At 66.8% G+C, this 26,948-nt stretch carries 23 protein-coding genes; 15 read left to right on the top strand and 8 right to left on the bottom strand.

Translation table 11 applies throughout. From position 1 onward, the window contains the following. Positions 1 to 5: 5 nt before the first annotated feature. Genes AC1DX2_RS14335 through AC1DX2_RS14315 form a run of 5 tightly spaced genes read left to right on the top strand, consistent with a single transcriptional unit; the run spans position 6 to position 5,096 of the window. On the top strand, positions 6 to 1,997 hold the full coding sequence (locus tag AC1DX2_RS14335) for an acyltransferase family protein (protein WP_477197036.1): 1,992 nt from the start codon (positions 6 to 8) through the stop codon (positions 1,995 to 1,997). A gap of 12 nt (positions 1,998 to 2,009) precedes the next feature. Beyond that, positions 2,010 to 2,996, top strand: coding sequence for a glycosyltransferase (locus AC1DX2_RS14330; protein WP_477197035.1), 987 nt, complete (start codon positions 2,010 to 2,012; stop codon positions 2,994 to 2,996). Further along, on the top strand, positions 2,993 to 3,979 hold the full coding sequence (locus AC1DX2_RS14325; RefSeq protein WP_477197034.1) for an NAD-dependent epimerase/dehydratase family protein: 987 nt from the start codon (positions 2,993 to 2,995) through the stop codon (positions 3,977 to 3,979). The genes AC1DX2_RS14330 and AC1DX2_RS14325 overlap by 4 nt, the downstream gene beginning before the upstream one ends. Beyond that, positions 3,976 to 4,674, top strand: coding sequence for a class I SAM-dependent methyltransferase (locus AC1DX2_RS14320; protein WP_477197033.1), 699 nt, complete (start codon positions 3,976 to 3,978; stop codon positions 4,672 to 4,674). The genes AC1DX2_RS14325 and AC1DX2_RS14320 overlap by 4 nt, the downstream gene beginning before the upstream one ends. Then, positions 4,671 to 5,096 carry a GtrA family protein gene (locus AC1DX2_RS14315; protein ID WP_477197032.1) on the top strand — a complete coding sequence of 142 codons (426 nt, stop codon included), beginning with the start codon at positions 4,671 to 4,673 and terminating at the stop codon, positions 5,094 to 5,096. Before AC1DX2_RS14320 ends, AC1DX2_RS14315 begins: the two co-directional genes overlap by 4 nt. 36 nt (positions 5,097 to 5,132) lie before the next feature. On the opposite strand, the gene AC1DX2_RS14310 is transcribed toward AC1DX2_RS14315, so the two are convergent. Then, entirely contained in the window at positions 5,133 to 6,860 is a 1,728-nt protein-coding gene (locus AC1DX2_RS14310; protein WP_477197031.1) for a hypothetical protein, read from the bottom strand. A 144-nt stretch (positions 6,861 to 7,004) separates the two neighbouring features. Here AC1DX2_RS14310 and AC1DX2_RS14305 point away from each other — a divergent pair, with 144 nt between their 5' ends. From AC1DX2_RS14305 to AC1DX2_RS14290, 4 genes are read left to right on the top strand one after another with little or no spacing between them, the layout of a single operon-like run. Then, positions 7,005 to 8,069: an acyltransferase family protein gene (locus tag AC1DX2_RS14305; RefSeq protein WP_477197030.1), complete on the top strand. Its 1,065-nt coding sequence runs from the start codon at positions 7,005 to 7,007 to the stop codon at positions 8,067 to 8,069. Between the two features lie 23 nt (positions 8,070 to 8,092). Continuing rightward, positions 8,093 to 9,871 (top strand): PIG-L family deacetylase, encoded by a 1,779-nt coding sequence (locus tag AC1DX2_RS14300; RefSeq protein WP_477197029.1) that lies wholly within the window; start codon positions 8,093 to 8,095, stop codon positions 9,869 to 9,871. A gap of 34 nt (positions 9,872 to 9,905) precedes the next feature. Next, on the top strand, positions 9,906 to 11,213 hold the full coding sequence (locus AC1DX2_RS14295; RefSeq protein ID WP_477197028.1) for a rhamnosyltransferase WsaF family glycosyltransferase: 1,308 nt from the start codon (positions 9,906 to 9,908) through the stop codon (positions 11,211 to 11,213). After that, the gene (locus AC1DX2_RS14290) at positions 11,213 to 12,379 is read left to right on the top strand and encodes a glycosyltransferase (RefSeq protein WP_477197027.1); all 1,167 of its coding nucleotides are present in this window, start codon (positions 11,213 to 11,215) and stop codon (positions 12,377 to 12,379) included. The genes AC1DX2_RS14295 and AC1DX2_RS14290 overlap by 1 nt, the downstream gene beginning before the upstream one ends. 24 nt (positions 12,380 to 12,403) lie before the next feature. Here the strand turns inward: AC1DX2_RS14290 and AC1DX2_RS14285 are convergent, their stop codons facing one another. The 6 genes from AC1DX2_RS14285 to AC1DX2_RS14260 all read right to left on the bottom strand — a co-directional run bounded on the left by AC1DX2_RS14285 (position 12,404) and on the right by AC1DX2_RS14260 (position 19,116). Beyond that, complete coding sequence (locus tag AC1DX2_RS14285; protein WP_477197026.1) at positions 12,404 to 13,297, bottom strand: glycosyltransferase family 2 protein; 894 nt, start codon at positions 13,295 to 13,297, stop codon at positions 12,404 to 12,406. Next, positions 13,294 to 13,863 carry a dTDP-4-dehydrorhamnose 3,5-epimerase gene (gene rfbC, locus AC1DX2_RS14280; protein ID WP_477197025.1) on the bottom strand — a complete coding sequence of 190 codons (570 nt, stop codon included), beginning with the start codon at positions 13,861 to 13,863 and terminating at the stop codon, positions 13,294 to 13,296. Before rfbC ends, AC1DX2_RS14285 begins: the two co-directional genes overlap by 4 nt. Beyond that, positions 13,860 to 14,744 carry a glucose-1-phosphate thymidylyltransferase RfbA gene (gene rfbA, locus AC1DX2_RS14275; RefSeq protein WP_477197024.1) on the bottom strand — a complete coding sequence of 295 codons (885 nt, stop codon included), beginning with the start codon at positions 14,742 to 14,744 and terminating at the stop codon, positions 13,860 to 13,862. The genes rfbC and rfbA overlap by 4 nt, the downstream gene beginning before the upstream one ends. Positions 14,745 to 14,798: 54 nt before the next feature. Then, positions 14,799 to 15,707, bottom strand: a complete 909-nt coding sequence (rfbD, locus tag AC1DX2_RS14270; RefSeq protein ID WP_477197023.1) for a dTDP-4-dehydrorhamnose reductase — start codon at positions 15,705 to 15,707, stop codon at positions 14,799 to 14,801. A 10-nt stretch (positions 15,708 to 15,717) separates the two neighbouring features. After that, positions 15,718 to 16,794, bottom strand: coding sequence for a dTDP-glucose 4,6-dehydratase (gene rfbB, locus AC1DX2_RS14265; RefSeq protein ID WP_477197022.1), 1,077 nt, complete (start codon positions 16,792 to 16,794; stop codon positions 15,718 to 15,720). A gap of 327 nt (positions 16,795 to 17,121) precedes the next feature. Next, entirely contained in the window at positions 17,122 to 19,116 is a 1,995-nt protein-coding gene (locus tag AC1DX2_RS14260) for an SDR family oxidoreductase (protein WP_477197021.1), read from the bottom strand. Between the two features lie 314 nt (positions 19,117 to 19,430). Here AC1DX2_RS14260 and AC1DX2_RS14255 point away from each other — a divergent pair, with 314 nt between their 5' ends. The 6 genes from AC1DX2_RS14255 to AC1DX2_RS14230 all read left to right on the top strand — a co-directional run bounded on the left by AC1DX2_RS14255 (position 19,431) and on the right by AC1DX2_RS14230 (position 25,255). Next, positions 19,431 to 19,997, top strand: coding sequence for a phasin family protein (locus AC1DX2_RS14255; protein WP_477197020.1), 567 nt, complete (start codon positions 19,431 to 19,433; stop codon positions 19,995 to 19,997). A gap of 167 nt (positions 19,998 to 20,164) precedes the next feature. Next, the gene (locus tag AC1DX2_RS14250) at positions 20,165 to 21,412 is read left to right on the top strand and encodes a patatin-like phospholipase family protein (protein ID WP_477197019.1); all 1,248 of its coding nucleotides are present in this window, start codon (positions 20,165 to 20,167) and stop codon (positions 21,410 to 21,412) included. 55 nt (positions 21,413 to 21,467) lie between these two features. Then, positions 21,468 to 22,133, top strand: a complete 666-nt coding sequence (locus tag AC1DX2_RS14245) for a TetR/AcrR family transcriptional regulator (RefSeq protein WP_477197018.1) — start codon at positions 21,468 to 21,470, stop codon at positions 22,131 to 22,133. A gap of 73 nt (positions 22,134 to 22,206) precedes the next feature. Beyond that, positions 22,207 to 22,980: a hypothetical protein gene (locus AC1DX2_RS14240; protein ID WP_477197017.1), complete on the top strand. Its 774-nt coding sequence runs from the start codon at positions 22,207 to 22,209 to the stop codon at positions 22,978 to 22,980. A 65-nt stretch (positions 22,981 to 23,045) separates the two neighbouring features. Continuing rightward, a complete protein-coding gene (locus tag AC1DX2_RS14235; RefSeq protein ID WP_477197016.1) occupies positions 23,046 to 24,839 on the top strand; it encodes a M14 family metallopeptidase in 1,794 nt (597 codons plus the stop codon). Beyond that, positions 24,836 to 25,255: a cupin domain-containing protein gene (locus tag AC1DX2_RS14230; RefSeq protein ID WP_477197015.1), complete on the top strand. Its 420-nt coding sequence runs from the start codon at positions 24,836 to 24,838 to the stop codon at positions 25,253 to 25,255. The genes AC1DX2_RS14235 and AC1DX2_RS14230 overlap by 4 nt, the downstream gene beginning before the upstream one ends. On the opposite strand, the gene AC1DX2_RS14225 is transcribed toward AC1DX2_RS14230, so the two are convergent. Beyond that, positions 25,252 to 26,865 carry a wax ester/triacylglycerol synthase family O-acyltransferase gene (locus AC1DX2_RS14225; RefSeq protein WP_477197014.1) on the bottom strand — a complete coding sequence of 538 codons (1,614 nt, stop codon included), beginning with the start codon at positions 26,863 to 26,865 and terminating at the stop codon, positions 25,252 to 25,254. The genes AC1DX2_RS14230 and AC1DX2_RS14225 overlap by 4 nt on opposite strands. Positions 26,866 to 26,948 lie beyond the last annotated feature (83 nt).

Genomic DNA, 26,948 nt, shown 5'->3' with positions numbered 1-26,948 from the left:
TGGTGATGGCCCACCGCGACGACATCGACGGCTTGCGTGCCATCGCCGTGCTGGCGGTGCTGGCCTACCACGCCTTTCCCCAGCTGCTACCGAGCGGGTTCGTGGGCGTGGACGTGTTCTTCGTCATCTCCGGCTTCCTGATCACCGGCATCCTGCTGCGCGCCCAGGCGGAGCAGCGCTTCAGCGTGTGGACCTTCTACCAGCGCCGCGTCAACCGCATCTTTCCGGCCCTGCTGCTGGTGCTGGCGGCCAGCCTGGTCGTGGGCTGGCTGGCCTTCCTGCCGCCGGAGTTCCGGCAGTTGGGGCTGCATGTGGATGCCGGTGCGGCTTTCGTCTCCAACATCCTGCTGTGGCAAGAGGCCGGTTACTTCGACGCCGCCGCCCAGTTCAAGCCGCTGCTGCACCTGTGGTCGCTGGGCATAGAAGAGCAGTTCTACCTGCTGTGGCCGCTGTTGCTGCTGCTGTGGCGCGGGCCGGGTCGCGGCCTGCTGATGACCAGCGCGGGGCTGTTCGCGCTGACGCTGGCGGCCAGCGTGCTGGGCACCGCCAGCCAGCCGGAGGCCAGCTTCTACCTGCTGCACACCCGCATGTGGGAGCTGATGCTGGGTGCCCTGCTGGCACAGTGGCCGGCCCGCGACGCCCCTGCGTCGGGCGACGCATCGGCATGGCAGCGCCACGCGCCTTGGGTGATGGGCGGTGCCGGCCTGCTGATGATCGCAGGTGCCGCCTGGGCGTTGGCGCCCGGTGCAGCTTACCCCGGCTGGCGCGCCCTGTTGCCCACGGTGGGCACGGCGCTGCTGATCGCCGCTGGCGCGCATGGCCCCATCAACCAATGGCTGCTGTCGGCCCGGCCGCTGGTGGCCATCGGCCTGGTCAGCTACCCCTTGTACCTGTGGCACTGGCCGGTGCTGGCGTTCGCCCGGGTGCTGTACCCGCAGGCGCTGACGGCAAGCTGGACGGTGGTGTTGCTGCTGGCCTGCTGTGTGCTGGCCTGGCTGACCTACCGTTACCTGGAAACGCCGGTGCGGCGCGCGCAACAGCGCGGCCGGGGCCAAGCCACCGCCTGGCGGCTGGTGGCCGCGATGCTGCTGCTGGCCGGCGTGGGTGGCGCCGTGCAACTGGCGGACGGCGTGCCGCAGCGCTACCCTGAAGCGGTGCGCCATCTGGTGGACTACCGCTACGACCAATACAAGGCCTACCGCTCGCGCCTGTGCTTCATCGACCGCATCGAGGACGTGCAACGCGCGCTGCATTTCTCTGACGCTTGCATCGATCCGCCGTTGCCGGGCAAGCCGCAGCCGCTGGTGGTGCTGTGGGGCGACTCTACAGGCGCCCACCTGTACCCCGGGCTGAAGGCGCTGCAGGCCCGGCGCGGGTTCCGGCTGGCGCAGTTCACCGCCTCGTCCTGCCCGCCGGTGGTGGGGTACAAGCCCAACGCACTGTGCGCCGAAGTGAATGCCGCCACCGCCAAGCGCATTGCCACGCTGGGCGCGGACACCGTGCTGCTGTCCGGCCTGGGCTGGACCCCGGAGGTCGAGCCCGAACTGGCCAACACCGTGGCCCTGTTGCGCAAGGCCGGTGTGCGCCACATCGCCATCGTGGGCTCGCCACCGCATTGGGTGGACGCGCCACCCCGCTTGCTCTACCGCGCCTACACGGCCCATCCGCAGCAAGCGCTACCGACCTACCTGAACGAAAGCCAAGGCCTGTTGGGTGACAACCCGGCACTGGACCAGGCCTGGTCCGCGCTGGCCGCGCGCCTGCACATCGGCTACGCCTCGTCCTACCAGGCCATGTGCGACACGCGCGGCTGCCTGGTGCGCAGCGGCGATGCGCCCGAGCAGGTGCTGGGCTGGGACACCTTCCACCTGACCACAACCGGCTCGGAACTGCTGATGACGCGCCTGGCCGATGCCCTGGGCCTGCCGCCAGTGGGCGCCAGTGCGGGCATAGAATTGCAGCCGACCACCCCTCCCACACGCCAGCCGCCCCCTTAAGCCCCACACCGCATGCCCCTGCCCGCCAGCAACTCCACCATCCAGGTCTCGGTGGTCATCCCGGTCTACCAGGGCGAAAAGTCGCTGCCGGGGCTGCTGGCAGAAATTGCGCCACTGGGCCGCGAGCAACGTACGCCTGCCGGGCATGCCTTCATCGTCAGCGAAGTGCTGCTGGTGCACGACTGCGGGCCTGACCGTTCGGACCAGACGCTGCAGGCGCTGGCTGCGCAATACCCTTTTGTGCAGCCCATCTGGCTGTCGCGCAACTTTGGCCAGCATGCCGCCACCATGGCCGGCCTGGCCAGCGCCACCGGCGACTGGGTGGCCACGCTGGACGAGGACGGCCAGCAGAACCCCGCAGACATCCCCACCCTGCTGGACACCGCGTTGGCCGGCGCGCTGCAACTGGTTTATGCCCAGCCCACCAACCCACCACCACACGGCTGGCTGCGCAACGCACTGAGCCGCACCGCCAAGCGCATCAGTGGCCGGCTGCTGGGTGAGGGTGCCAGCGGCCAGTTCAACAGCTTCCGGTTGATCGATGGCGAGATCGCGCGCACGCTGGCGGCCTATTGCGGCAACAAGGTCTACCTGGACGTGGGGCTGACCTGGATCGCCGGCCGCGTGGGCCACTGCCCGGTGGCGCTGCGCAACGAAGGCCGGCCTTCGGGCTATTCCTACCTGCGGTTGATCGGCCACTTCTGGAACCTGGTGCTGACCACCGGCACGCGGCCGCTGCGGCTGATCACGCTGATGGGCATGGGCGCCATGCTGCTGGCCGTGGTGGTCGCCATCTGGGTTGTCTACCAGAAGGTGCACGGGCAGGTGCCGGTGCAGGGCTGGGCGTCGCTGGTCATCGTGGTCACGTTCTTCTCCGGCGGCATCCTGGCCGCGCTGGGGGTGATCGCCGAGTACCTGGCCGTCACCATGGGCATCGTGATGGGCAAGCCGCTGTACGTGGTGGCCACCAAGCCCACGCGGCCGGCAGCACGACCATGAGCGTGGCCTGGGTGGTGGGCGCGGGCGGGCTGTTGGGCTCGGCGCTGTGCCGCGCGCTGCAACGTCAGGGCATGCCTCTGTTCACGCCCGCACAGCCCTGGGCTTGGCAGGACGCCAGCGCATTGCACAGCCAACTGCAGGAAGCCGTGCGGCAGTTCAGCGCCAGCGTGGGTGGCGCACCCGGCTGGGCGATCTATTGGGCCGCCGGTGTGGGCAGCATGGGCAGCAGCGCGGAGGCGCTGGCGCCAGAGACCGCCGCACTGGCCGCGCTGCTGGACGCGCTGGGCGCTGACGCCACGCTGATGCAGGCCCCTGGTACGCTCGCGCTGGCCAGTTCCGCCGGCGCCATCTACGCCGGCAGCAGCGACCGGGTGGTGACGGAGGCCAGCGCCGAGGCACCGGGCAGCGCCTACGCGCGCGAAAAGCTGGCACAGGAGGCCCTGGTACGCCGCTTCCATGAACAGCACCCGGGCCAACAGGCGCTGCTGGCGCGCATCAGCACGCTGTATGGCCAAGGCCGCGACCCTGCCAAGCCCACCGGTCTGCTGTCGCACATCGCGCGCAGCGTGCTGCGCAACCAGCCGGTGCAGATTTACGTGCCTTTCGACACGCTGCGCGACTACATCAGCGCCGATGACGCAGCCGAGCGCATGGTCGCGGCGCTGCACCTCGCCCGGCAGCAGCCCGCGCAAACCCACGTGAAGATCATCGCTTCGGAGCGGCCGGTCACCATTGCCGAGATCGTCGCGCTGTTCAAGCGCATCGCGCGGCGCGCACCCCGCGTGGTCACCAGCGTCAGCCGGCTGTCTGGCCTGTACCCGCGGCGCGTGCAGTTCCGCTCGGAGGTGCTGCTGTCATCCGAGCGCGCGGCCAGCACCAGCCTGGCCGTGGGGATTGCCAAGTTGATGGCCGCCGAGCGCATGGCTTACCAGCGCGGCTCGCGGCAGCCGGCTGCCAACCCTGGTCAACGGGCGGCTGCATGAACCCGGCAGAGTTTGACAAGTTCGCGCAGGAGTACCAGGCCCAACTGGCCGCCGGGTTGGCCGCCTCAGGCGAGGAGCCCGCCTACTTCGCCGAGTACAAGATCAAGGACATCGCGCGGCAACAAAGCCGTGCAGGCGCCAACGCCACCTTGCAGGTGCTGGATTTCGGCGCCGGCATAGGCAGTTCGGTGCCGTTTGTGCACCAGCACCTGCCCGGCGCCCAGTTGACCTGCCTGGATGTGTCGCAGCGCAGCCTGGACGTCGCCCAACAGCGCTTCCCAGGACAGGCCAGCTACGTGCCGTTTGACGGCCAGCGCATTCCGTTTGCTGACGGCCAGTTCGACATCGCCTACGCCATGTGCGTGTTCCACCACATCCCCGAGGACCAGCATGTGGCGTTGCTGGGTGAGTTGCGTCGCGTGCTGCGGCCCGGCGGCAGCCTGTACGTGTTCGAGCACAACCCGCTGAACCCGATGACACGTCAGGTGGTGCGGGACTGCCCATTTGACGAAAACGCGCACCTGCTGCGCGCCGCCACCTTGCAACAACGCCTGCACCAGGCCGGCTTTGAAGCACCCGCCAAGTTGCGCTACCGCATCTTCTTTCCGCACGCGCTGCGTTGGCTGCGGCCACTGGAGCGCTTGCTGGCCTGGCTGCCGCTGGGTGCCCAGTACTTCACATTGGCCCGCAAATGACCGGCACCGGCCAGCCGCACCAAGCCTTGGAGCGCGCCAGCCAGCCACGCGAGTTCGCCCGCTTCCTGCTGGTGGGCGTGCTCAACACCTTCACCGGCCTGACCGTGATCTACGCCGCCAAATGGTTGGCGCACTGGGACGACATTGCGGCCAACCTGCTGGGCTACGCCGTGGGCCTGACCGTGAGCTTTGCGCTGAACCGGCGCTGGACCTTTGCGCACACCGGCGCCACGCTGCCGGCGCTGGCGCGCTTTTTGGTGGCCACCGCCGTGGCCTATGGCGCCAACCTGGCGGTGGTGCTGTTGGCGCTGCATGGCCTGCACCTGAACAGCTACCTGGCCCAGGCCCTGGGAGTGCCGGCCTACACGTTGACGGCCTACCTGCTGGGGCGGCATTTCGTCTTCAGCCGCCCAGGTGTTTGATGCCCACCTCCGCAGCCTCCGTTGAAGCCCTGACGCCTATTTGCAAATCGCCGCAGGCCCGGTAAAAGCGTCGCCTGTGCCTTGCCAGGCCACTTTGACCAGGCCCCCGCCCGCACTCGACGCCGGCCATTGCAGCAACGGCGAGTACACCAGGCCGCCATCGGCCGTCTCCAGGCGTATGCGAAAGCAGCCTGTGGGTGGCGTGTCACGGCGTATCGCACCCTGCGGTGGCAATGGCAGGGCGCTGCCGGCGGACAGGAAAGCAAAGCCACCTGCCGCCGGGGGGCCCAGTTGCCAGCGCAGCGCATTCAGCCGCGTGTCGTACTCGGCCAGCACGCTCAAGGGCACATCGGCGCGCAAGCGCTGGCGCCAGGCAGCCTGTTGCTGTGACTGCTGGGCGGTCACGTCGCGCATGGCGGCGCCCTGCGGTTCGTAACGCAGCAGGCGCGCGCCCGCCAAATCCTGGCCGGCCAGGTCCGACTCGTCCGAAGCCAGATGCGGCGGCGCACCAGTCTGGCCCATGAGCGCACGCAAATCCAGCAACCCCTGCAGGAACCAGGTGGACACCCCTGACGTGCCCAGCAGCACGTCGCGGGCTTGCCCATGCACCACCGCCATGCCCAACGCCTTGTGTGCCGCCTGCAAGGGCGTCAGCGGCACCTGTGCCAGGCGCGCGGCCTGCCAGGCCGGCAGCAACAGCGCCGCAAATGCAGCCACCAGCAGCAGGCGCGGGCCCGGCCTGGGCCAGGTGCGCCAGGCCAAGCCCAGCGCCACCGCACTCAAACCGGCCAGCACCGCCCAAGGCAGCATGAAATAGCGCTCGGAGCCCGGCCCCAGGCCGGGGAAACGAACCAGCGGCAACAAGGGCGCCAACAACAGCACAGGCAGTGGCACAGCCCACAACAGGGTGGCGCGCCAGCGGCCTTGCACCTGCGCCATACCCAACACCGCTGTTGCCGCCAACCCGCACAAGCCCACCACTGGCCAGGCCCACAGCATGGCCGGCACCTGGCCAAACGCCGCCAGCACGTCGCCCGGCTGCAAGCCCGTCAGCCCACCCTGCGGCACATAGCCACCCACCAGCTCGCCCAGCATGTGGTAACGCCAAGGCACGTACAGCACCATCACCACCAGCCAGGGCCAGGCCGTCCGCAGACGCTGGCGCCAGTTGCCCACCGGCAGCACAAAGGGCAACAGGCCCATGGGCAGGAAGATTTCCTTGGCGCTGGCCGCCAGCGCGAACGCCAACCCCGCCCCCCAGCCATTGGCCACGTGCCCGCCCTGCAAACGCCGCAACACCAGCCACAGCGCCAACAGGTAGAACAGCAAACCCTCCACATAGTGGCGCACCATCAGTTGCTGGGCCGCCACCGCTTGCGGCGCACCCACCAGAAACAGCAGCGCACCGGCCAGCGCCCAGCCCTGCCCGACCCAGACCGCCAGCACGCGTTGCAGGCACCAGGCGCACAGCGCCAGCGCCAGCAGGTGGTGGGCGAAGAAACCCACCGGCCGGAAGCCGAACAGCGACAAGTCCAGGTCGTAGCTGGCCGACAACCAGGGCTGCAGGCTGTAGGGGATCAGCGCCTGCCAGGCCTTGGGCGCCAGAAAGTACTCTTGCGGCGCGTAGCGCCAGGCGTGCAGCAGGATGGCCGGGTCGTCAAAACACCACCACAGGCGCAGGCTGCCGGCGTACAAGGCCAGCGTAGCCACGCCAATGCAGGCCAGGGCGGCGAGGGGATGGTCGAAGAAGCGGCGCAAGGACAAAACAACTGCCTGATGGTGGCCCAGGGGGATGGGCTGGCATTGTCGCCCAATCCCCAGCGTGGGCGCTGCCAATGGCTCTGCATGGGTCAAAGGTAAAATCACCCCGCCTCGGCGCACCCACAACAAGACCCCTCAGCCCCTTGCATGCCCACCGCCGACCCCGACAACGACTGGGCCATTGAGTTGCTGCGCGGCATCGCCGCCAGCATGGTGATGGTGGTGCACTACCAGACCTTCCTCGGCCTGAAGCTGGGGTTGTTCGAGTTCATGCACACCGGCGTGGACCTGTTCTTCGTCATCAGCGGCTATGTGTTCGCGCCTTACCTGTTCGGCCGCGCCCTGCAGACGGGGCCCTTCTTTGTGCGCCGCCTGTTCCGCCTCTACCCGCTGTACGTGTTGTCGCTGCTGGCCTATGCCGGCCTGCGCCTGTGGCAGGGCCAGCCCACCGAGTACTTGGCCACCCATCTGCTGTTCCTGCACACCCTGCAGTCGCCCGAAATCGCCTTCTACTACAACCCGGCCTTCTGGAGCCTGCCGGCCGAGGTGGAGTTCTACCTGGCACTGCCGCTGCTGGCTGCACTGGTGGCGCGTTGGCCCCGGGCCTTGCCGCTGCTGGGTGTGCTGGCGCTGGCCACGCACCTGGCGTTGGCTTACAACAGCCCCAGCAGCCCCAAGGCGCCGGTGGATGCCTGGGCCATCCTGTGCATCCACCTGCCCGGTGTGCTGGTGGAATTCCTGCTGGGCGCGCTGGCCTGGCAGGTGACGCGCAAGCATCTGTCCAGCGCGCTGCGCTGGGCACTGCTGGCCGCCGGCCTGTTGGGCTGGCTGGCACTGGCCCTGCTGCTGGAAGACCTGAACCGGCGCAACGCCATCCCCACCAGCGACCTGGTGCGCGGCAACGTGGGCTTCTTCTTTGCCCTGGCCTACACGCTGGTGGTGGCCGGTCTGGCCGGTGGGGCGACGCCAGCCGGCGCCGGCCTGCGCCGGCTGGCGCTGGTCGCCGGCAACCTGAGCTACGGCATCTACCTGTTCCACAACGCCGTGCCTGGCGTCGTCAACGGCCTGATGCCGGGCCTGCCAGCCCCCGCCTTGGGGTTGATTTGCGTTATCCTCACCCTGCTGACGGCAGCCTTGCTGCACCATGCGGTGGAGAATCCGGCACGCAACTGGGGCCGCCACTGGGCCAGGGCATGGTCCGCCGCCGGCTGACCCCCAAACAATAACGACAAGCCTTGGAAGCCGAACTCATCCCCTACACCGCCGTCACCCGGCTGGACGCGCGCGCCGTGCTGGTGCTGGCGCCACACCCGGACGACGAGGTGTTTGCCTGCGGTGGCGCCATTGCCGCGCATGTGCGTGACGGCGTGCCGGTGCAGGTGGTGGTGCTGACCGACGGCGCCTTGCACGGCGACGCCGCGCTGCGGCGCGCCGAATCCGAAGCCGCCGCCCGCGCCCTGGCCTGTGCACTACCGGAATTCTGGCAATTGCCCGACCGTGGCCTGCACTACAACGAAGCCTTGGCGCAACGGCTGGCCGACAAAATTGGCCAGACCGGCAGCGACCTGGTCTACGCCCCCTCCCCATGGGAGTTGCACCCTGACCATCGCCAAGCCCATGCGCTGGCCCTGGAAGCTGTGCGCCGCGCCGGCCCCGCCGTGCGGCTGGCCCTGTATGAGGTGGGCAACCCATTGCGTCCCAACACCCTGCTGGACATCAGCGCGCTGGCGGCTGCCAAGGACGCGGCCATGGCCTGCTTCCCGTCCCAGCAAGCACATCAGGACTATGCAGGGCAGATGCGGGCGCTGAACCGCTTCCGCACCTACACGCTGCCTCAAGAGGTGACTGCGGCCGAGGCCTATTGGGTGGGCCGGCCTGACGAACTGGATCAGGTGCTGGCCGGTGGCGCCGGCGCGCTGGCCGCTGCCGTTCAGTCCGGCACGCCCGCGTCCGATGGCGCTGTGCCGCTGGTGTCCATCATCGTGCGCAGCATGGACCGCCCCACGCTGGCCCAGGCACTGGATTCGGTGGCGCTGCAAACCTATCCGAACATCGAGGTGCTGGTGATCGCCGTCACCGGCCAGCACCAGCCACTGCCGCCGCGCTGTGGCCGCTTTCCCATGCGGCTGCTCAACACAGGCTCGGCGTTGCCGCGCAGCCAGGCCGCCAACCAAGGGCTGAGCCAGGCGCGCGGCGACTACCTGCTGCTGCTGGACGATGACGACTGGCTGATGCCTGGCCACATTGCCCGCCTGACCCAGGTGCTGGCCGGGCAACCGCACGCCTGGGCCGCCTACACCGGCATCAGCCTGGTGGACGCCCAGGGCCGGCCCCTGGGGCAGATGTTCGACATGCCGTATGACGCGGTGCGCCAGAGCGCCGGCAACCTGACACCGATACACGCCGTGCTGTTCAGCGCCAAGGCCCTGGCCCAGGGCTGCCGCTTCGACGAGGCGCTGGACCACTATGAGGATTGGGATTTCTGGCTGCAGCTGGCGCAGTTGGGCCCCTTCGCGCACCTGCCGGGCGTCAGCGGCGTGTACCGCATCCACGACAGCTCCGGCGTGCATGCCGATGCCGGGCCGCTGGGCGCCAACGCTGCGCGTATCTATGACAAGTGGGAAGCACAGTGGACACTGCAGCGGCGCGGTGAGTTGATGCGCCGCGTGTGGTCGCACGCCGAGATCATCCAGGAACTGGGTGAAGCCCGCGCCATGATCACCAGCGGCCAGGCCCATGCCGCCGCCCAGGACGCCACCATCGCCCGGCAAAACCAGACGCTGGCCGAGCAGCAGCAACTGCTGCACGCCCAGCACCATCAAAACATTCACCAATTGCAGCAGCTCAATGGCCTGCACGAGGTGCTGGCCGCCAAGGAGCGCTACCTCGCCGACCAGACCGCCATCATCGCGCAGCAGCGGCTGGATGTGCAGGCCCTGCTCAGCAGCACCAGCTGGCGCCTGACGCGCCCGGTGCGCTGGCTAGGCGGCATGTTGCGGCGCCTCAAGCCCTAGCTCGCGCAATACAGAAAGAATCACGGAGTTTCAGTTGGTCCAATTGTTCGTCAAGTCATGGTCATTCTGGCGCCGCTTTGGCACCCGCGCCTTTGTCGCCCGGGTGCACAACGCGCTGACGCGCAAGGCCGAGCAGGCCGGCACCGCCATGCCCTTCATCCTGCCGGCGCCGCCGGTGAAGAAGACCACGGCCGATGTTCGGCAAGCGCGCTTTGAGCAGTTGACGCCGCTGCGCACCTGCACCGCCGTGCCGGGTGAACGCCCGCGCGTCAACCTGGTCACCGACAGCATTGGCGCCGGCAGCCTGTTTGGCGGCGTCGGCACCGCGCTGCTGCTGGCAGCCGCCCTGGCCAACCGGCTGGGCGCCGACCTGCGCATCGTCACCCGCACCGAGCGCCCGCAGCCGGAAAACGTGGGGCACATCTTCTCGGTCTACGGCGTGACGCTGGCGGGCGAAACGCAGTTCCGCTTCATCCCCAGCTACGACCTGAAGCAGGAGCTGGATTTCGCGCCCGGCGAGTTGTTCATCACCACCTCCTGGTGGACCACCGCCGCCACCCTGCCCGGCGTGCCCGCCGGCCGCCTGCTCTACCTGCTGCAGGAGGACGAGCGCATGTTCTACCCCTATGGCGACGACCGCCTGCGCTGCGAAGAAGTGCTGCGCAACCGCGACATCCGCTTTGCCATCAACACCCGGCTGCTGTTCGACCACTTCTGCGCCGAAGGCTTTGACAACATCGCCCAGCATGCGCAGTGGTTCGAACCCTCATTCCCGCCGCAGGTGTTCAAGCCGGCGGCGCGCGCGCTGCTGGCCAAGCGCAAGTTCGTCTTCTACGCCCGGCCCAACAACCTGCGCAACCTGTTCTATTTTGGCATCCAAGTGATTGAGGACGCGTTGGCCCAAGGCGTGCTGGACCTGGCGCAATGGGACATCGTGTTCGTCGGCAAGGACATCCCCGAGATGGTGCTGGGCGACGGCTACGAGCCACAGCGTTTTGAGAACCTGGCCTGGTCGGACTACGCCGCGCTGGTGGGCGCGGCCGACCTGGGGTTCACGCTGATGTACACCCCGCACCCCAGCTACCCACCGCTGGACCTGGTGGCCAGCGGCGCCGTGGCGGTGACCAACCGCTTCGCCAACAAGCAGGACCTGTCGGCCTACTCACCCAACCTGATCTGCGCCGATCTGACGCGCGAAGCCCTGGTGGAAGCGCTGCGCGCAGGCGTGGCGCTGGCACTGGACGCGCCGCGCCGACGCGCCAACTTCGAAGCCAGCGGCCTGCAGCGCGACTGGAACCAGTCGTTCGCCGGCCTGATAGACAGCGTCGCGGGAACGGCCTGATGTTCGCCAGCCGCATTGCCGCACAGCCCTACGCCGACCCCTGGAACCTGCCGCTGGCCCAGCGCCTGCATGCGCTGGCGCGCGGCAAGAAGCGCGCCGCCTACTACTACGAAGAGGCCAACAACAGCACCTTCCGCTACCGCGCCTACAACATGGCCCAGGTGCTCAACAGCCTGCCCGCAGGCGAGCACAGCGCCAGCTGGTTCTTCCAGGCCGACCTGCATGCGCTGCAGGCCATCGCCGACAGCGCCGATGTGCTGGTGATCTGCCGCTCAGGCTACAACCACCGCGTCAACCAGTTGATCACGCAGTTCCGCAACCGTGGCAAGCCGGTGCTGTTCGACGTCGACGATTTCGTCTTCAACACCGACTACACCCACCTGGTGGTGGACACGCTGGGGCTGGACAAGGACGACCCGCGCGTGTGGGACGACTGGTTCGCGATGATGGGCCGCATGGGCCGCACGCTCAAACTGTGCGACGGCGCCATCACCACCAACGCCTACCTGGCGCAGCGCATCACCGAATTCCACCAACTGCCGGTGCAGGTGGTGCCCAACTTCATGAACCCCGAGCAACTGGCGCTGTCCGAGCGCCTGTACGAGGAAAAGCGCGCCAGCAGCTTTGCCCGCCAGGGCGGCCTGACGCTGGGCTACTTCAGCGGCTCACCCTCGCACCGGCTGGATTTCGCGCTGGTCGAGACCGCGCTGGAGCGGGTGCTGGAGGCCAATGACGACGCCCGGCTGATGGTGGTGGGCTATATCGAGGCCGGTCCCCATTTGCAGCGCTTTGGCTCGCGCATCAGCTACCAGCCGTTCCAGGACTACGTGAACCTGCAACGCCTGGTGGCCTCGGTGGAGTTCAACCTGATGCCCCTGCAGCACAACGTCTTCACCAACTGCAAGTCCGAATTGAAGTACTTTGAGGCGGCGGCAGTGGGCACGCTGAGCATTGCCTCGCCGTCGGCCAACTACGCGGCGGCCATTCAGCATGGCGACAACGGCTACATCGCCCGCGCCCACCAGTGGGTGGAGAGCATGCAGACCGCGATCGACCAGGTGGCGATGTATCCCTCCATGGCCAGTCGCGCGCATGCCGATGCCTTGGCCAGGTTTGGCTGGCAGCACCAGGCGCCCGCCATTCTGCGCGCGCTCGGCTGGGCCTGAGCGCGACCGGCAGATTCAGATGGTTCAGTCGGCGGGCTTGCCAGCGGAGCCGGTCAGGCCCGCCCACAGGCCGCGCAGCATGGCCCGGACATGGGCGCCACGGGGGCGCGATACCGCGCTGAAGAACAGGAATTTCTTCACCAGCGCCAGCAGATCCGGCAGCTTCCAGGCCCAGGGGATATAGGGCAGTTTTTGCAGGTACACGCCGTTGCGCATCAGGTAGTAGTGGCGCTGCGGTCCATGCCGGGCCACCTGGCGGCCGCGCCAGTGGTGTACGCCATCGCCCAGCGCATGGTCCAGCATGGCGCCGCCGACGATGAACAGTTGCAGGCCGCGCGCACGCGCGCGCAAGCTCCACTCGATGTCCACGTAGTCGATGAACAGCGGCTCCAGCATGGGCCCGGCCTGCCGCCAGGCAGCCAGGGGTGTCAGGCAGCCGGACGTGATCAGGTGGTCCACTTCCAGCCGTTGGCCGACAACAGGCTGCAGGCGCCGGTAGCGCCAGCGGGTGGGCGCGAAAGCATCGGCCACGCGGCCGCTGCGGCGGTCGATCTGCTGCGGCCCCACAGCGCCCACCGGCCGGCCTTCAGCCACCAAGGCGCCATGGGCCTGCAACAGCCGCTGCAGCATGTCGGGTGCGGGCTCGCTGTCCTGGTCGAAGCTGATGACGAAATCGGCCTGCTGCTGCTCGGCCCAGGCAAAACCGGCGTTCAGCGCCGTGGCCACGCCCAGGTTGTCCCCCAGGTGGCGCACCACAAAACCCAAGGCCGCCAATTCGGCATCCGTCAACGGCAAATCGCTGCCGTTGTTGACCACGATCCCGCCTTGAACCTGCGGCGCCAGCGCGCGCAGCAGTCGCCCCAGCAGCACGGGATCGGGCCGGTAGGCCACCACCACGGCCAGGGTCTTGTTGCTCACGGGAAGAGTTCGGCCTCGGCCAACAACTTGCCCTTCTGGTCCTTGTCGGAGACCAGCACGGGCTTGCCATCCAACCGGTCCAGCGGCCAGGCCACGCCCAGGCGCCCGTCGTTCCAGGCGATGCAGCGCTCGTGCGCCGGAGCGTAGAAATCAGTGGTCTTGTACAGGAAGTCGGCACTGTCGGACAGCACCAGGAAGCCATGCGCAAAGCCCGGCGGCACCCACAGCTGGCGCTGGTTGTCTTCGCTCAACTCCACACCCACCCATTGACCCAGGGTGGGCGAAGACTGGCGTATGTCCACCGCCACGTCAAACACGGCGCCCCGCGCCACCCGCACCAGCTTGCCCTGCGCCTGCTGCACCTGGTAATGCAGGCCGCGCAGCACACCTTTGGCGGAACGGCTGTGGTTGTCCTGCACGAAGTTGTAAGGCGCACCGTTCACCGCACCCACCGCATCGTCAAAGACGCGCTGGTTGAAGCTCTCAAAAAAGAATCCACGGGCATCGCCGAACACGCGCGGCTCGAAGATCAGCACCTCGGGGATGGCAGTGGCCACGGCTTTCACAGGCGCTCCTCCTTCAGGATGCGCATCAGGTACTGACCGTAGCCATTCTTGGCCAGCGGCTGCGCCAGCCGGGTCAGTTGCTCGTCGTCGATGAAGCCATTGCGCCAGGCGATCTCTTCCACGCAGGCGATCTTCAGGCCCTGACGGTGCTCCAGCGTGGCGATGAACTGGCTGGCTTCCAGCAGGCTGTCGTGCGTGCCGGTGTCCAGCCACGCATAGCCGCGCTGCATGATCTGCACGTTGAGCTGGCCGCGCTCCAGGTAGGTCTGGTTCACCGTGGTGATCTCCAGCTCACCGCGCGCGCTGGGTTTGACCGATTTCGCGATGTCCACCACCTGGTTGTCGTAGAAATACAGCCCGGTCACCGCGTAATGGCTCTTGGGCTGCAAGGGCTTCTCTTCGATGCTGCTGGCCTTGCCGGTGGCGTCGAAGGCCACCACGCCATAGCGCTCGGGGTCATGCACATGGTAGGCGAACACGGTGGCGCCACTGGCTTTTTGGTCCGCGCCATTCAGCAGCGGCGCGAAATCGTGACCGTAGAAGATGTTGTCGCCCAGCACCAGCGCCGACGGCGCGTTGCCCAGAAACTTGTCGCCAATGATGAAGGCCTGCGCCAAGCCGTCCGGGCTGGGCTGCACCTCGTACTGGATGTTCAGGCCCCATTGCGCGCCATCGCCCAGCAGCTGGCTGAAGCGCGGCGTGTCCTGCGGCGTGCTGATGACCAGGATGTCACGTATACCACCCAGCATCAGCGTGCTCAGCGGGTAATAGATCATGGGCTTGTCGTACACCGGCAGCAGCTGCTTGCTCATGGCCAGCGTGGCCGGGTGCAGGCGGGTGCCGGAGCCGCCGGCGAGGATGATGCCTTTGCGTTGTGTCATGGCGAGGTGTGGGGGTCGTGTTGGTCGTCGGTGTCGCGCGGGGTGCAGTGGTGCTCAGGGCACCAGGGTCTCCGCCAGCATGCGCGCCACACCGGTTTGCCAGGGCGGCAGCGTCAAATCAAAGGCGGCCCGCAGCTTGGCCGTGTTCAACCGTGAATTGTGCGGCCGCCTGGCCGGCGTGGGGTAGTCGCTGGTGGGGATGGGCAGCACCGCGTCCTCGGGCACTTTCAGCGCCACGCCCGCGGCGCGCGCGGTCTGCAGCACGAAGCTGGCATAGCCGTGCCAGGAGGTTTCACCGGCCGCGGCCAGGTGGTACAGGCCGGACAGGTCAGTGCGGGACGCGCCGCCGGTCAGCGCACTGCGCAGCGCCAGCGCCGTCACGTCGGCCAGCAGATCGGCGCCGGTGGGCGCGCCGATCTGGTCGGCAATCACCGTCAACCGTTCACGCTCCTTGCCCAGGCGCAGCATGGTCTTGGCGAAGTTGCCGCCGCGCGCCGCGTACACCCAGCTGGTACGGAAGATGAAGTGCTGGCAGCCGCTGGCGGCAATGGCCTGCTCGCCCTCCAGCTTGGTAGTGCCGTAGACGCTCAGTGGGCCGGTGGCATCGGTCTCTGCCCAAGGCGCGCCGCCGCTGCCATCGAACACGTAATCGGTGGAGTACTGCACCAGCCAGGCGCCCAGGCCTTTGGCCTCACGCGCCAGCACGCCCGGCGCCAGCGCGTTGACGACGCGCGCGCGCTCGGCATCGCCCTCAGCCTTGTCCACCGCCGTGTAGGCGGCGGCGTTGACGATGACATCAGGCCGCACCGCGCGCACCGTGGCGGCCAGGTCGTCCAGGCGACTCAGGTCGCCACAGTAGTCAGTGCTGGCGGTCTCCAGCGCCACCAGCTCGCCCAACGGCGCCAGGCTGCGCTGCAGCTCCCAGCCCACCTGGCCATTCTTGCCCAGCAGCAACAGCTTCATGGCACAGGACTCAAGCCGCCACGGCGCCGCGCGCCGCGTAGTTGGTCTGCTCCCAATCACGGTAGGCGCCGGACAGCACGCCCTGAACCCAGGGCTGGTTGTCCAGGTACCACCGCACCGTCTTGCGGATACCGGTGTCGAAGGTCTCCGCGGGGCGCCAACCCAGTTCGCGTTCGATCTTGCTGGCATCGATGGCGTAACGGCGGTCATGGCCGGGGCGATCCGCCACATGGGTGATCTGCTGGCGGTAGCTGCCGCCGGCCGCGCGCGGGCGCAGCTCGTCCAGCAGGTCGCAGATGGTGTGCACGATGTCGATGTTGAACTTCTCGTTCCAGCCGCCCACGTTGTAGACCTCGCCCGCCTGGCCAGCCGCCACCACGCGGCGTATGGCGCTGCAATGGTCTTTCACATACAGCCAGTCGCGCACCTGCAGGCCGTCGCCATACACGGGCAGCGGCTTGCCGGCCAGCGCGTTGACGATCATCAGCGGAATCAATTTCTCGGGGAAATGCAGCGGCCCGTAGTTGTTGCTGCAATTGGTGGTCAGCACCGGCAGGCCGTAGGTGTGGTGGTAGGCGCGCACCAAGTGGTCGCTGGCCGCCTTGCTGGCCGAATACGGGCTGTTGGGCTCGTAGCGGTGGGTTTCGGTGAAAGCCGCATCGCCCTTTCCCAGCGAACCATAGACCTCGTCGGTGGACACATGCAGAAAGCGGAACGCCGCCTTGGCATCCGCAGCCAAGCCGCCCCAATAGGCGCGCACCGCCTCCAACAGCGTGAAAGTGCCCACCACATTGGTCTCAATGAAGGCCGCAGGACCATGGATGGACCGGTCCACATGCGATTCGGCGGCAAAGTTCACCACTGCGCGCGGCTGGTGCTTGGCCAACAGGCCCGCCACCAACCCGGCATCGCCCATATCACCATGCACAAACACATGGCGCGCATCGCCCTGCAGCGGCGCCAGGCTGGCCAGGTTGCCGGCGTAGGTCAGCTTGTCGAGGTTGAGCACCGGCTCATCCGACTGGGCCAGCCAGTCCAGCACGAAATTGGCGCCAATGAAGCCGGCGCCTCCGGTCACAAGAATCATACGTTTCCCTGTCATAGCGCCGGCGCCTGTTGCACCGGCCATAGCCCTGGATTATCCCACCCCGGCAGAGCCTTGCTTAGAGCCTGTTTTCCTGCTCTCCGGTTGGAGCGCTGGGCGCGCGGTGCGGGGCTTTGGGTCAACGTAGAAGCTTCACGCCAGAACAATCCCGTCAACCGGGGAGCGGCGTGCCAGCCTGGAAATTGGCAGAGGGCCCCATGTGCAACCTGGGAAGGCCAATTTTCAGGCTGGCGCGCTGCGGAGCAATGCCAGCGCCATGGGCTTCGACAGGCTCAGCCCGAACGGAATGGGCCGAGCAAACGCGTCAGGTCAGAAGTGAATCCCGCGCATCATCTCCGCCATTGCCATCGCCTCGTGCGACAACGCCGGTTTGGCCGCCTTGTCACCCTTGGCTGCGGCGCTGTCCGGGAACATGCGGAAGGTGGTGTTCATCATCACCTGGGTGACGCGCGGCGTCAGCGCGTGCAGCAGCGCCACAAAGGTGCCCAGGCGGGTGGATATCTGCACCGGCTTGTTGACGCAGGCATTCACGATCATGTCGGACGCCTCATGCGGGTCCAGCAGCGGCATGCTGTCGTAGATTTTGGTAGGCGCCGTCATGGGCGTGCGCACCAATGGCATGTTGATGGTGGTGAAGGTGATGCCCTGATCGGCAAACTCACTGGCGGCGCACGCGGTCCAGGCGTCCAATGCCGCCTTGGAGGCCACGTAGGCCGAGAAGCGCGGTGCATTCACCAGCACGCTGATGGAACTGATGTTGACGATATGCCCCTTGCGCTTGGCCACCATGCCAGGCAGCAGCCCCATGGTCACGCGCAGCGAGCCGAAGTAGTTGAGCTGCATGGTGCGCTCGAAATCATGGAAGCGCTCATAGCTGGCCTCAATGGCGCGGCGTATCGAGCGCCCGGCGTTGTTGATCAGGAAATCCACGCCGCCGTGTTCCTGCTGCAGGGTCTTGACGAACTCGGCGCAGCTGGTCTCGTCGGAGATGTCCACAGAGTAGGTGAACACCTGGGCATCCTTGCCCACGGCGGCCAGAATCTCCTTCTTGGCCTCGACCAGCTTGTCCTCGCCGCGCGCGCAGATGATGGTGATGGCACCGGCCTCGGCAAACTTGTGCGCCGCAGACAGGCCAATGCCCGAGGAGCCGCCGGTCACCAGCACCACCTTGCCACCCACCGTGCCGCGCAGGCTGCGGTCGATGTGCAGGTCGGGGTCCAGGTGGCGCTCCCAGTAGTCCCACAGGCGCCAGGCGTAATCCTTCAAATTGGGGCATTCCACGCCGCTGCCCTTCAGCGCGGCCAATGTCTCGCGGCAATCAAAGCGCGTGGGGTAGTTGACGAAGGACATCATGTCCTCGGGAATGGCCAGGTCCTTCATGACGGCGTTGCGCACCCGGCGCACCGGCGCCAGCGCCATCAGCCCCTTCTTCACGCTCTTGGGGATGAAGCCCAGCAACGCGGCGTTGATGAACAGGTTCATCTTCGGCGCGTGCGCGGCCTTGCTGAAGATGTCCAGCACGTCGCCGACGCGGTAGCCCGTGGGGTCCACCAGGTGGTAGCACTTCTTGCTGATGCCGTCCTTGTGGCTGATCAGGTCCAGCGCGTTGACCACAAAGTCCACCGGCACGATGTTGATGCGCCCGCCCTCCAGGCCGACCGACGGCATCCACGGCGGCAGCAGCTGGCGCATGCGCTGGATCAGCTTGAAGAAGTAGTACGGACCATCGATCTTGTCCATCTCGCCGGTGGTGCTGTCGCCCACCACCATGGCCGGGCGGTACACCGACCACGGCACCTTGCATTCCTTGCGCACGATCTTTTCGCTCTCGTGCTTGGTCATGAAATAGGGGTGGTCGTAGTTCTCGGCTTCATCGAACATGTCTTCGCGGAACACGCCTTCATACAAGCCGGCGGCGGCGATGGACGACACATGGTGGAAATGCCCAGCGTCAATCGCCTTGGCCAGCTCCACCGTATTGCGCGTGCCTTCGATGTTGACGGCGATCTGGCTCTCGGCATCGGCCCCCAGGTCGTACACCGCTGCCAGATGGTAGAAATGGTCGACCTGGCCCTTGAGTTTCTTGATGTCGTCGCTTGCGACGCCCAGCTTCTTGGTCGTCAGGTCGCCAAACACCGGGTGCACCCGCGCGGCGCTGGCGCCCCAGAATTCGCGCAGGCTCGCCACCTTGTCTGCGCTCTCCTTGCGTATCAGGAAGTGCACGACCGCGCCCTTGCGCTCCAACAGCTTCTTGACGAGGCGTTTGCCAATGAACCCGGTGGCGCCGGTGACGAAATACTGCATGGTCAGCTCCAGTGGTTGATGCGGTGGCCTGTGTTCTGGCTCAGGCGGCGCGGACGCGCCGCCAACCGGCTGCTTTGCATTCTTGCCCAAAACCCCGCGGCGGGCCATTCAGCAAAAACCCGCGCTGTCAGGGCAACCCACTGCCGCGACAATGCTGGCACGGTGACAGTACCGCATAGCCTTCAGAGGGAATACGCTGATATGGTTTAGAAGCCCGCACCTAGAACAAGCCTGCGGCGCCGCGTACAGTGCCAGCAAGGATGCGTGGCCACGGCCACTGACACACCCACCTTTTCATTTGGAGCATTTCCGTCATGGTCAAAAAACTGCAACAAGACAGCGAACAAAAGTCGGGCGAACCCCAGCGGGGCAGTTCGGTCAAGGACTCGGCACAGCAGATCTGGCAAGCCGGCCTGGCCGCCTTCACCAAGGCGCAGGCCGAGGGCAGCAAGGCCTTTGAAGCGCTGGTCAAGGAAGGCGTGACAATACAGCGCAAGACCCAGGCCGCCGCAGAAGAAAAGCTCAGCGAAGCCACCAACCGCATGAGCAACATGGCCACCGACATCTCGTCCAAGGCCGCCGGCCAGTGGGACAAGCTGGAAAACATCTTCGAGGAACGCGTGGCCAAGGCCTTGAACAAGCTGGGCGTGCCCTCGGCCAAGGACGTCAGCGCGCTGATCGCCCGCATTGACGAGTTGAACCGCAGCGTACAGCAGCTGTCGAAACAGTCTGGCGGCAAGCCCGCCGCGGCGAAGAAGGCCGCGAGCGCCAAGAAGGCGCCCGCCAAGGCAGCACCGGCCAAAAAGGCGGCAGGCAAGGCGGTGCCGAGCAAGGCCGCCCGCAAACCGGCCGCCAGGAAGAGCGCGCCGTCCAAGGGCTGATGCTGGCGCGCAGCGAGCAGATGGGGTGCACAGGGGCGCGTCAGCGCCCCTTTTGGCGCGGTAGCGCCCCCCTTTTCGCACGGCCCCGCGCTCGCCCCTGGTTCACCATTCCAATCATGATGCAGCGCAACAATTTGCCTGCATGCTGAGACCTACACTGTGTGCTCATGAACAGCAAAAACCGGAAGGCACCGAGAATCGCGCTGGCCCTGGCCGGCGGTGGGCCGTTGGGTGCCATCTACGAAGTCGGCGCCATGTGCGCGCTGGAGGAATCCCTGGTCGGCCTGGATTTCACCCGCCTGCACCACTATGTGGGCGTGTCGGCCGGCAGCTTCATCGCCGCCGGCTTGGCCAACGGCATCACGCCGCGCGAGCTGTGCGCCGCCTTCATCGAAAACGACGAGGCATCCAACGACACCTTTGACCCCGCCTGGTTGCTCAAGCCGGCCTATGGCGAGTACTTCCGCCGCGGCATCACGCTGCCCGGACTGCTGGCTTCGGCCTTGTGGCAATGGGGCGTGCGCCGCAAGAGCCTGACGCAGGTGCTGGAGCGGCTGGGCGCCGGCCTGCCCACCGGCGTGTTTTCCAACCAGCTGGTGCACGACAAGCTGGCCCAGCTGTTTGACCGCCCAGGGCGCAGCAACGACTTTCGCCAACTGAATAGCCGGCTGACACTGGTGGCCACCAACCTGGACAGCGGTGAAGCCACTGCCTTTGGCAGCCCAGGCTGGGACCACGTGCCGATCTCACAGGCGGTGCAGGCCAGCTCGGCGCTGCCGGGTTTGTTTCCGCCGGTGGCCATAGGGGACAGCTACTACGTGGACGGCGCACTGAAAAAGACACTGCACGCTTCCCAAGCGCTGGAGCAGGGCGTGGACCTGATGCTGTGCCTGAACCCCCTGGTGCCTTTCGACGCCACCGCGCCGCTGGATGACTCCGCGCGGCGGCGCGAGTTGCCAACACAGCAGCGCCGCATTCCGCGCATCGTGGAAGGCGGCCTGCCGGCGGTGCTGAGCCAGACCTTCCGCACCATGATCCACTCGCGCATGGAGCTGGGCCTGAAGCAGTATGGCCGCGCCTACCCGGACACCGACATCCTGCTGATCGAACCCGACCACCGCGACCCCGAGCTGTACCTGGCCAACACCTTCAGTTACTCGCAGCGCCGCCACCTGGCCGAGCATGCCTACCAGCAGACGCGCCACCTGCTGCGCTCGCACCGAAGCGGCTGGTCGGCCAAACTGGCGCGTCACGGCATCGCGCTGAACCACGTCGTGCTGGACGACCCCAAACGCCACCTGAGCGCGCCGCCCCCAGCCGCCACACGCGCGGGTCGCGCCTTCGACGCCCTGCAAGGCGCCATGGACGATCTGGGCCGGCTGGTGGCCGCACAGGCCAAGCCCCAGGCCTCTTGATATCCGCCACGGCAACAGCATCTGCTGTAGAGTCACAACCAGCACGCGACACGCCATGGTCAAAAAAGCGCCCAGACGAACGGCAGAACGCATCCTGGAGGTGACGCTGGAGCTGTTCAACCGCTTTGGCGAGCCCAATGTGTCGACCACGCTGATCTCGGCCGAGCTGGGCATCAGCCCCGGCAACCTGTATTACCACTACCCGGCCAAGGATGAGTTGATCAACTCGCTGTTCGACCGCTACGAGCGTTCGCTCAGTGAGTTGCTGAACGCCAGCGACGCGGTGCGCGACGTGGAGGACGCCTGGTTCTTCATGCACACGCTGTTCGAGCTGATCTGGCAATACCGCTTCCTGTACCGCGACCTGAACGACCTGCTGAGCAAGAACCGCCGGCTGGAAACCCACTTCCAGGCGGTGCTGAAGAACAAGACCCGCGCGGTGCGCGCGCTGCTGGACAGCCTGAGCCGCACCGGTGCCATGCAGATCGATTCGCGCGAAGTCGAGGCCACCGCCACCAGCATGGTGGTGGTGCTGACCTACTGGCTGAGCTACGAGTACGTGCGCGACCCTCGCAACGCGCTGGAGCCGGCCAGCGCCCAGGCCGCGCTGTTGCGCGGTGCCCACCATGTGCTGAACCTGCTGGTGCCCTACCTGGAGCCCGGCCAGCGCATGCACCTGCTGACGCTGGTGGGCGCCTACAGCTCACCCTCCACCAAATAGCGCCAGCAGCGGCTGACCGGACCAGAACAACACACAACAACAACAACAACAACGACAACAAGGAGACAGACACATGGCCAAATGGACGGCATTCCCTTACCCGGGCGAATTCGCGTTCAGTGCCGCCAGCCTGAAGAAGCATTGGGCCCGGCTGCACGCAGGCGACATGGAACCGCTGCCGCAGGACCCCACTGTGCTGGAGGCCTGGGTGCTATTCCACAACGGCGAGTTTCAAAAGGCCACGCAAGCCGGCACGGCTGCCGGTGGCGATGGCATCACGGTGGCCAACAAGGCCAGCTGCATCTACGCCAATTACCTGGAGACACGGGAAAAGACCAAACTGGACCTGTTCATGGAGGCCGCCGAGCGCGCCCAGCAGCAGACGCTGGACCAGCCCGGCAACCCCAACGCCTGGTACTGGCAGGCCTATGCGCTGGGACGCTACAGCCAGGGTATCAGCGTGGCCAAGGCACTGGCGCGCGGCTTGGGCGGCAAGGTGAAGGAGGCGATGGAGAAAACCATCGCGCTGCAGCCGCGCCATGCCGATGCCCACATCGGCCTGGGCACCTTCCACGCCGAGGTCATCGACAAGGTGGGCTCGCTGATCGGCAACATGACCTACGGCGCACGCAAGGACACCGGGCTGAAGCTGTTCCAGCAAGCCTTGCAGTTGAACCCGGGCTCGGCCATCGCCATGATCGAGTACGCCAATGCCTTGGTGATGCTGGAGGGCGACAAGAAGATGGCTGACGCCACCGCGTTGTACCAGCAGGCTGCGGCCACCCAACCGCTGGACGCCATGCAGAAACTGGACGTGGAACTGGCCGCGACCGAGCTGGAAGACTGAGCCTGGCCGCCGCACGGCTAAGATGGGCCGCTGTAGCCAACAGCATGCTCAAGCCTTTGCCGTCCATGAAACTGCTTCCCCTGACCCTGACCAGCCTGCTGGCCCTGTGCGCCGTCGCGCCCGCCCTGTCTGCTGCCCCCGTCGCCCCTGCGCTGACCACCGTGTCCGAGCAAAGCGGCTTTCTGAAGACCGGTCGCTACGCCGAAACGGTTGCCCTGTGCCAGGCCTTCCAGCAGGCTTATCCCAAGGCGGTGCGCTGCTTCGAATTCGGCCGCACGCCCGAAGGCCGCCCCATGGTGGCGCTGGCCGTCTCACGCAGCGGTGCGCTCACCGCCCAAGCGGCCAAGAAGCGCGGCCTGCCGGTGCTGCTGGTGCAAGGCGGCATCCACGCTGGCGAAATCGACGGCAAGGACGCCGGCTTCCTGGCGCTGCGCGAAACGCTGCAGGGCCGCGCCGCGCCCGGCGCATTGGACAAGCAGGTGCTGCTGTTCGTGCCGGTCTTCAACGTCGACGGCCATGAGCGCTTCGGCGCCTGGAACCGGCCCAACCAGCGCGGCCCGCAGGAAATGGGCTGGCGCACCACGGCGCAGAACTTCAACCTGAACCGCGACTACGTGAAGGCCGACGCGCCCGAGATGCAGGCCATGCTGCGCCTGGTCAACGCCTGGGACCCGCTGGTCTATGTGGACCTGCACGTGACCGACGGCGCCAAGTTCGAGCACGACATCTCCATCCAGGTGGAGCCACTGCACGGCGGCGACGACAGTCTGAAACCGGCCGGCACAGGGCTGCGCGACGGCGTCATGGCCAGCCTGGCCCAACAAGGCTCACTGCCGCTGCCCTACTACCCGGACTTCGTGGTCGGTGACGATCCCAGTTCCGGCTTTGTCGATAGCGTGCCCACGCCGCGTTTCTCGCACGGCTACTTCCTGCTGCGCAACCGCTTTGGCATGCTGGTGGAAACGCACTCGTGGAAGGACTACCCCACCCGTGTGCGCATCACCCGCAACACCGTGGTGGCACTGCTGGAACAGGTGGCGCAGCATGGCGCGGACTGGCTGCGCCTGGCCCATACGGCCGACGCCAAGGCGCTGGCCGGCCAGCCGGTGCCGCTGAGCTACACCGCCACCGCCGAGGTGCGCACGGTGGATTTCAGTGGCTATGAATACACCCGAACGCCCTCGGACATTTCGGGCGCGCTGATGACGCGCTATGACGAGAGCAAGCCGCAACTCTGGCGCCTGCCGCTGCGCGACCACATCGTGCCCGAACTCAGCGTCACCGCGCCGCAGGCCGGCTACCTGGTGCCAGCGGCCCACGCCGCCTGGGTGGCGGAGAAGCTGAAGCTGCATGGCATTGCGTTCCGCCAGCTGTCCAAAGCCCATGCCCAGCTGGCGGTGGAAACCTTCCGCGCTGAGCAAGCCAAATTTTCCGACCGCTCCAACGAGAACCATCAGATGCTGAGCCTGAAGGGCGGCTGGAAAGCCGAACCACGCGACGTGGGTGCCGGCGCGCTGTTTGTGCCCATCGCCCAGCCCAAGGCGCGGCTGGTGATGACGCTGCTGGAACCGCAGTCGCCCGACGCGCTGGCCGCCTGGGGCCTGTTCAACAACGCGTTCGAGCGCAAGGAATACATGGAGGCCTACGTGGCCGAAGAAGTGGCGCGCGCCCAGCTGGCGGCCGACCCGCAACTGGCCGCCGCCTTCCAGAAGAAGCTGGCCGAAGAGCCCGAGTTCGCCAAGAGCCCGGCCGCGCGGCTGGACTTTTTTGCCCGCCGCCACTCATCATGGGACGAGCGCTTCAACCTGTACCCGGTGCTGCGTGTGGTCCAACCCATCCTGGAGGTCAGCAAGCCATGAATCCCCCTTCTTCCTATCCAGCCGGCCCTTACGACATCCACAGCACCTTCCTGCACCTGGCCGATGACGGCCGTGCCCAGCCGCTGGCCGTCACGCCCACGTTCTGGCAAGAACTGGGCAGTGGCGAGTTGGGCGCGGTGGGCGAAAGCGGCCGCATGGTCACCACCAGCAGCTTTGACAGCGACTGGAACAGCTGGGAAATGCACCCCGAGGGCGAGGAATTCGTCTGCCTGTTGTCGGGCGCTGCCGACATGATGCTGGAGCGCGCCGATGGCGGTGTGGACACGGTGCGGTTGACCAAGCCCGGCGACTTCGTACTGGTGCCACCCGGCAGCTGGCACACGGCACATGTCAGCACACCCACAGCGATGCTGTTCATCACCCCCGGCGCCGGCACGCAACACAAACCGGTCTAGTCTCCCCAGGGCAGCATCAAGGTCACCAGAGACAGCTTGGCGAATTCGGGTTCAAACTCGTCGATGATCTTCTGCGGATCCGGGCACAGTGTGGCGTCCGAGATGATGCCGAACTGCACGCCGCCGCCATAGCTGAGGATGGACACACCCAGCCCCACGCTGCCGGACTGCGGCACCCAGAACAGCGACTGCTCCAGCGTGGCACCGCAAAACTTCAGCTTCTCGCGCGGCCCCGGCACATTGGTCATCACCGCGGTGGTTTTTTTGGCGAACAGGTTCAGCATGGCGTCTTGGGCCGGCTTGATCAACAGGCCAGCCACCGCCAGCAGGCCGAAGGCCAGCAGCGGCTGCATGCTGCCCTTCAACTGGCCCATGCGACGGCGTACCTCGTAGACGCGCTCCACCGGGTTGTTCATGCCTATGGGCAACACCACCGGGGCCAGGCCGAAGCGGTTGCCCAGCTTGTGCGCCTGGTCCAGCGGGCGCAGGTTGACCGGCACCATGGCGCGGATTTCCTGGCCTGTCACGTCGTCGCCAAAGCCCTTCAGGTATTCGCCGATGGCGCCGGCCACGCAGCTCAGCAGCACGTCGTTGATGGAGCAGTTCAGCGCCTTGCCCACCGCCTTCACCTCGTCCAGCGGGATGGGGTCGCACCAGGCCACGCGCTTGGTTTTGCCGGGTATGCCCTTCAGGCGGGTGGGTGAGTCGTCGGGCATCAAGGCCAGCGCCGCCAGATCGCTCACGCCCTGGTAGGCCACTTGCGCCAGTTCCACCGACTTGGCCACGCCCTGCTCCATGCCTTGCAGTGCCTGCTGTGGGTCCTGCATCATGTCGACCGAGCGCTTGGCACGGTCGCTGGCCATGTCCAGCGCCTTGGCGGCGAACTGGCCCAGGGGTTTGAGCAGCGTCTCGGCAATCCAGTCCTGCGCGCCCTCCACGCCCACCTTGGGGCCGGTGTCGCGGCGCTGCGGCCGCTGCGGCGGCGCCTTGCCGCCATCCACCAGCGACTGCGTGACCGAGATCAGCGCGATGCCGTCGGCAATGCAGTGGTGGATGCGCACCAGCATGGCCGAGCCGCCCTGGTAGTTCTCCACCAGGTGGAACTGCCACAGCGGGTGCTTGCGGGAGAGCGGCAGCATGGCCAGCTCGGCCACACGCTCTTGCAGGGCCTGTTGCTCCTGGCCCTTGGGTTTCTTGGGAAGCTTCTCGCGCACGATGTGGTTGGCCAGATCGAACCGGGCGTCGCGCACCCAGGTGGCGCCGGCGGCGTCTTCCACCACCCGTTGCATGAAGCGCGGGTACTTCAGCAGCCGCTCCTCCACCCGCTGGCTCAGCGCTTCGTAGGAAATGCCGGGCTTCAGGACCCACACGCCCACGATCATCATCAGGTTGGCGTCGGAATCCATGCGCAGCCAGGCGGTGTCCACCTTGCTCATGCGCTCGCCGCTCAGGCCCAGCGTGCCGCTGACGGCCTGGCTGACGTTCTTTTGCACCGCCTTGGCGGCCTTGCCGGCGCGCTGCCCGGCCTGGCGCGCCACCGGGCCCACGGTCTGCGCCACCTTGCGGCTGGCCTCTTTGGCGACTTCCTGGGCAGTGATGCGGGTTACCATGGCGACTCCAGCGAACGGGAAAACAAAGCGGCAAATTGGAAAGCTTGCCCTATTCTGTCGCCAAATGCGCCCGTAAGATACTG

It is taken from the genome of Hylemonella sp. P2_B10, assembly GCF_056404875.1.
This window is presented reverse-complemented; position numbering and strand designations above follow the sequence as displayed.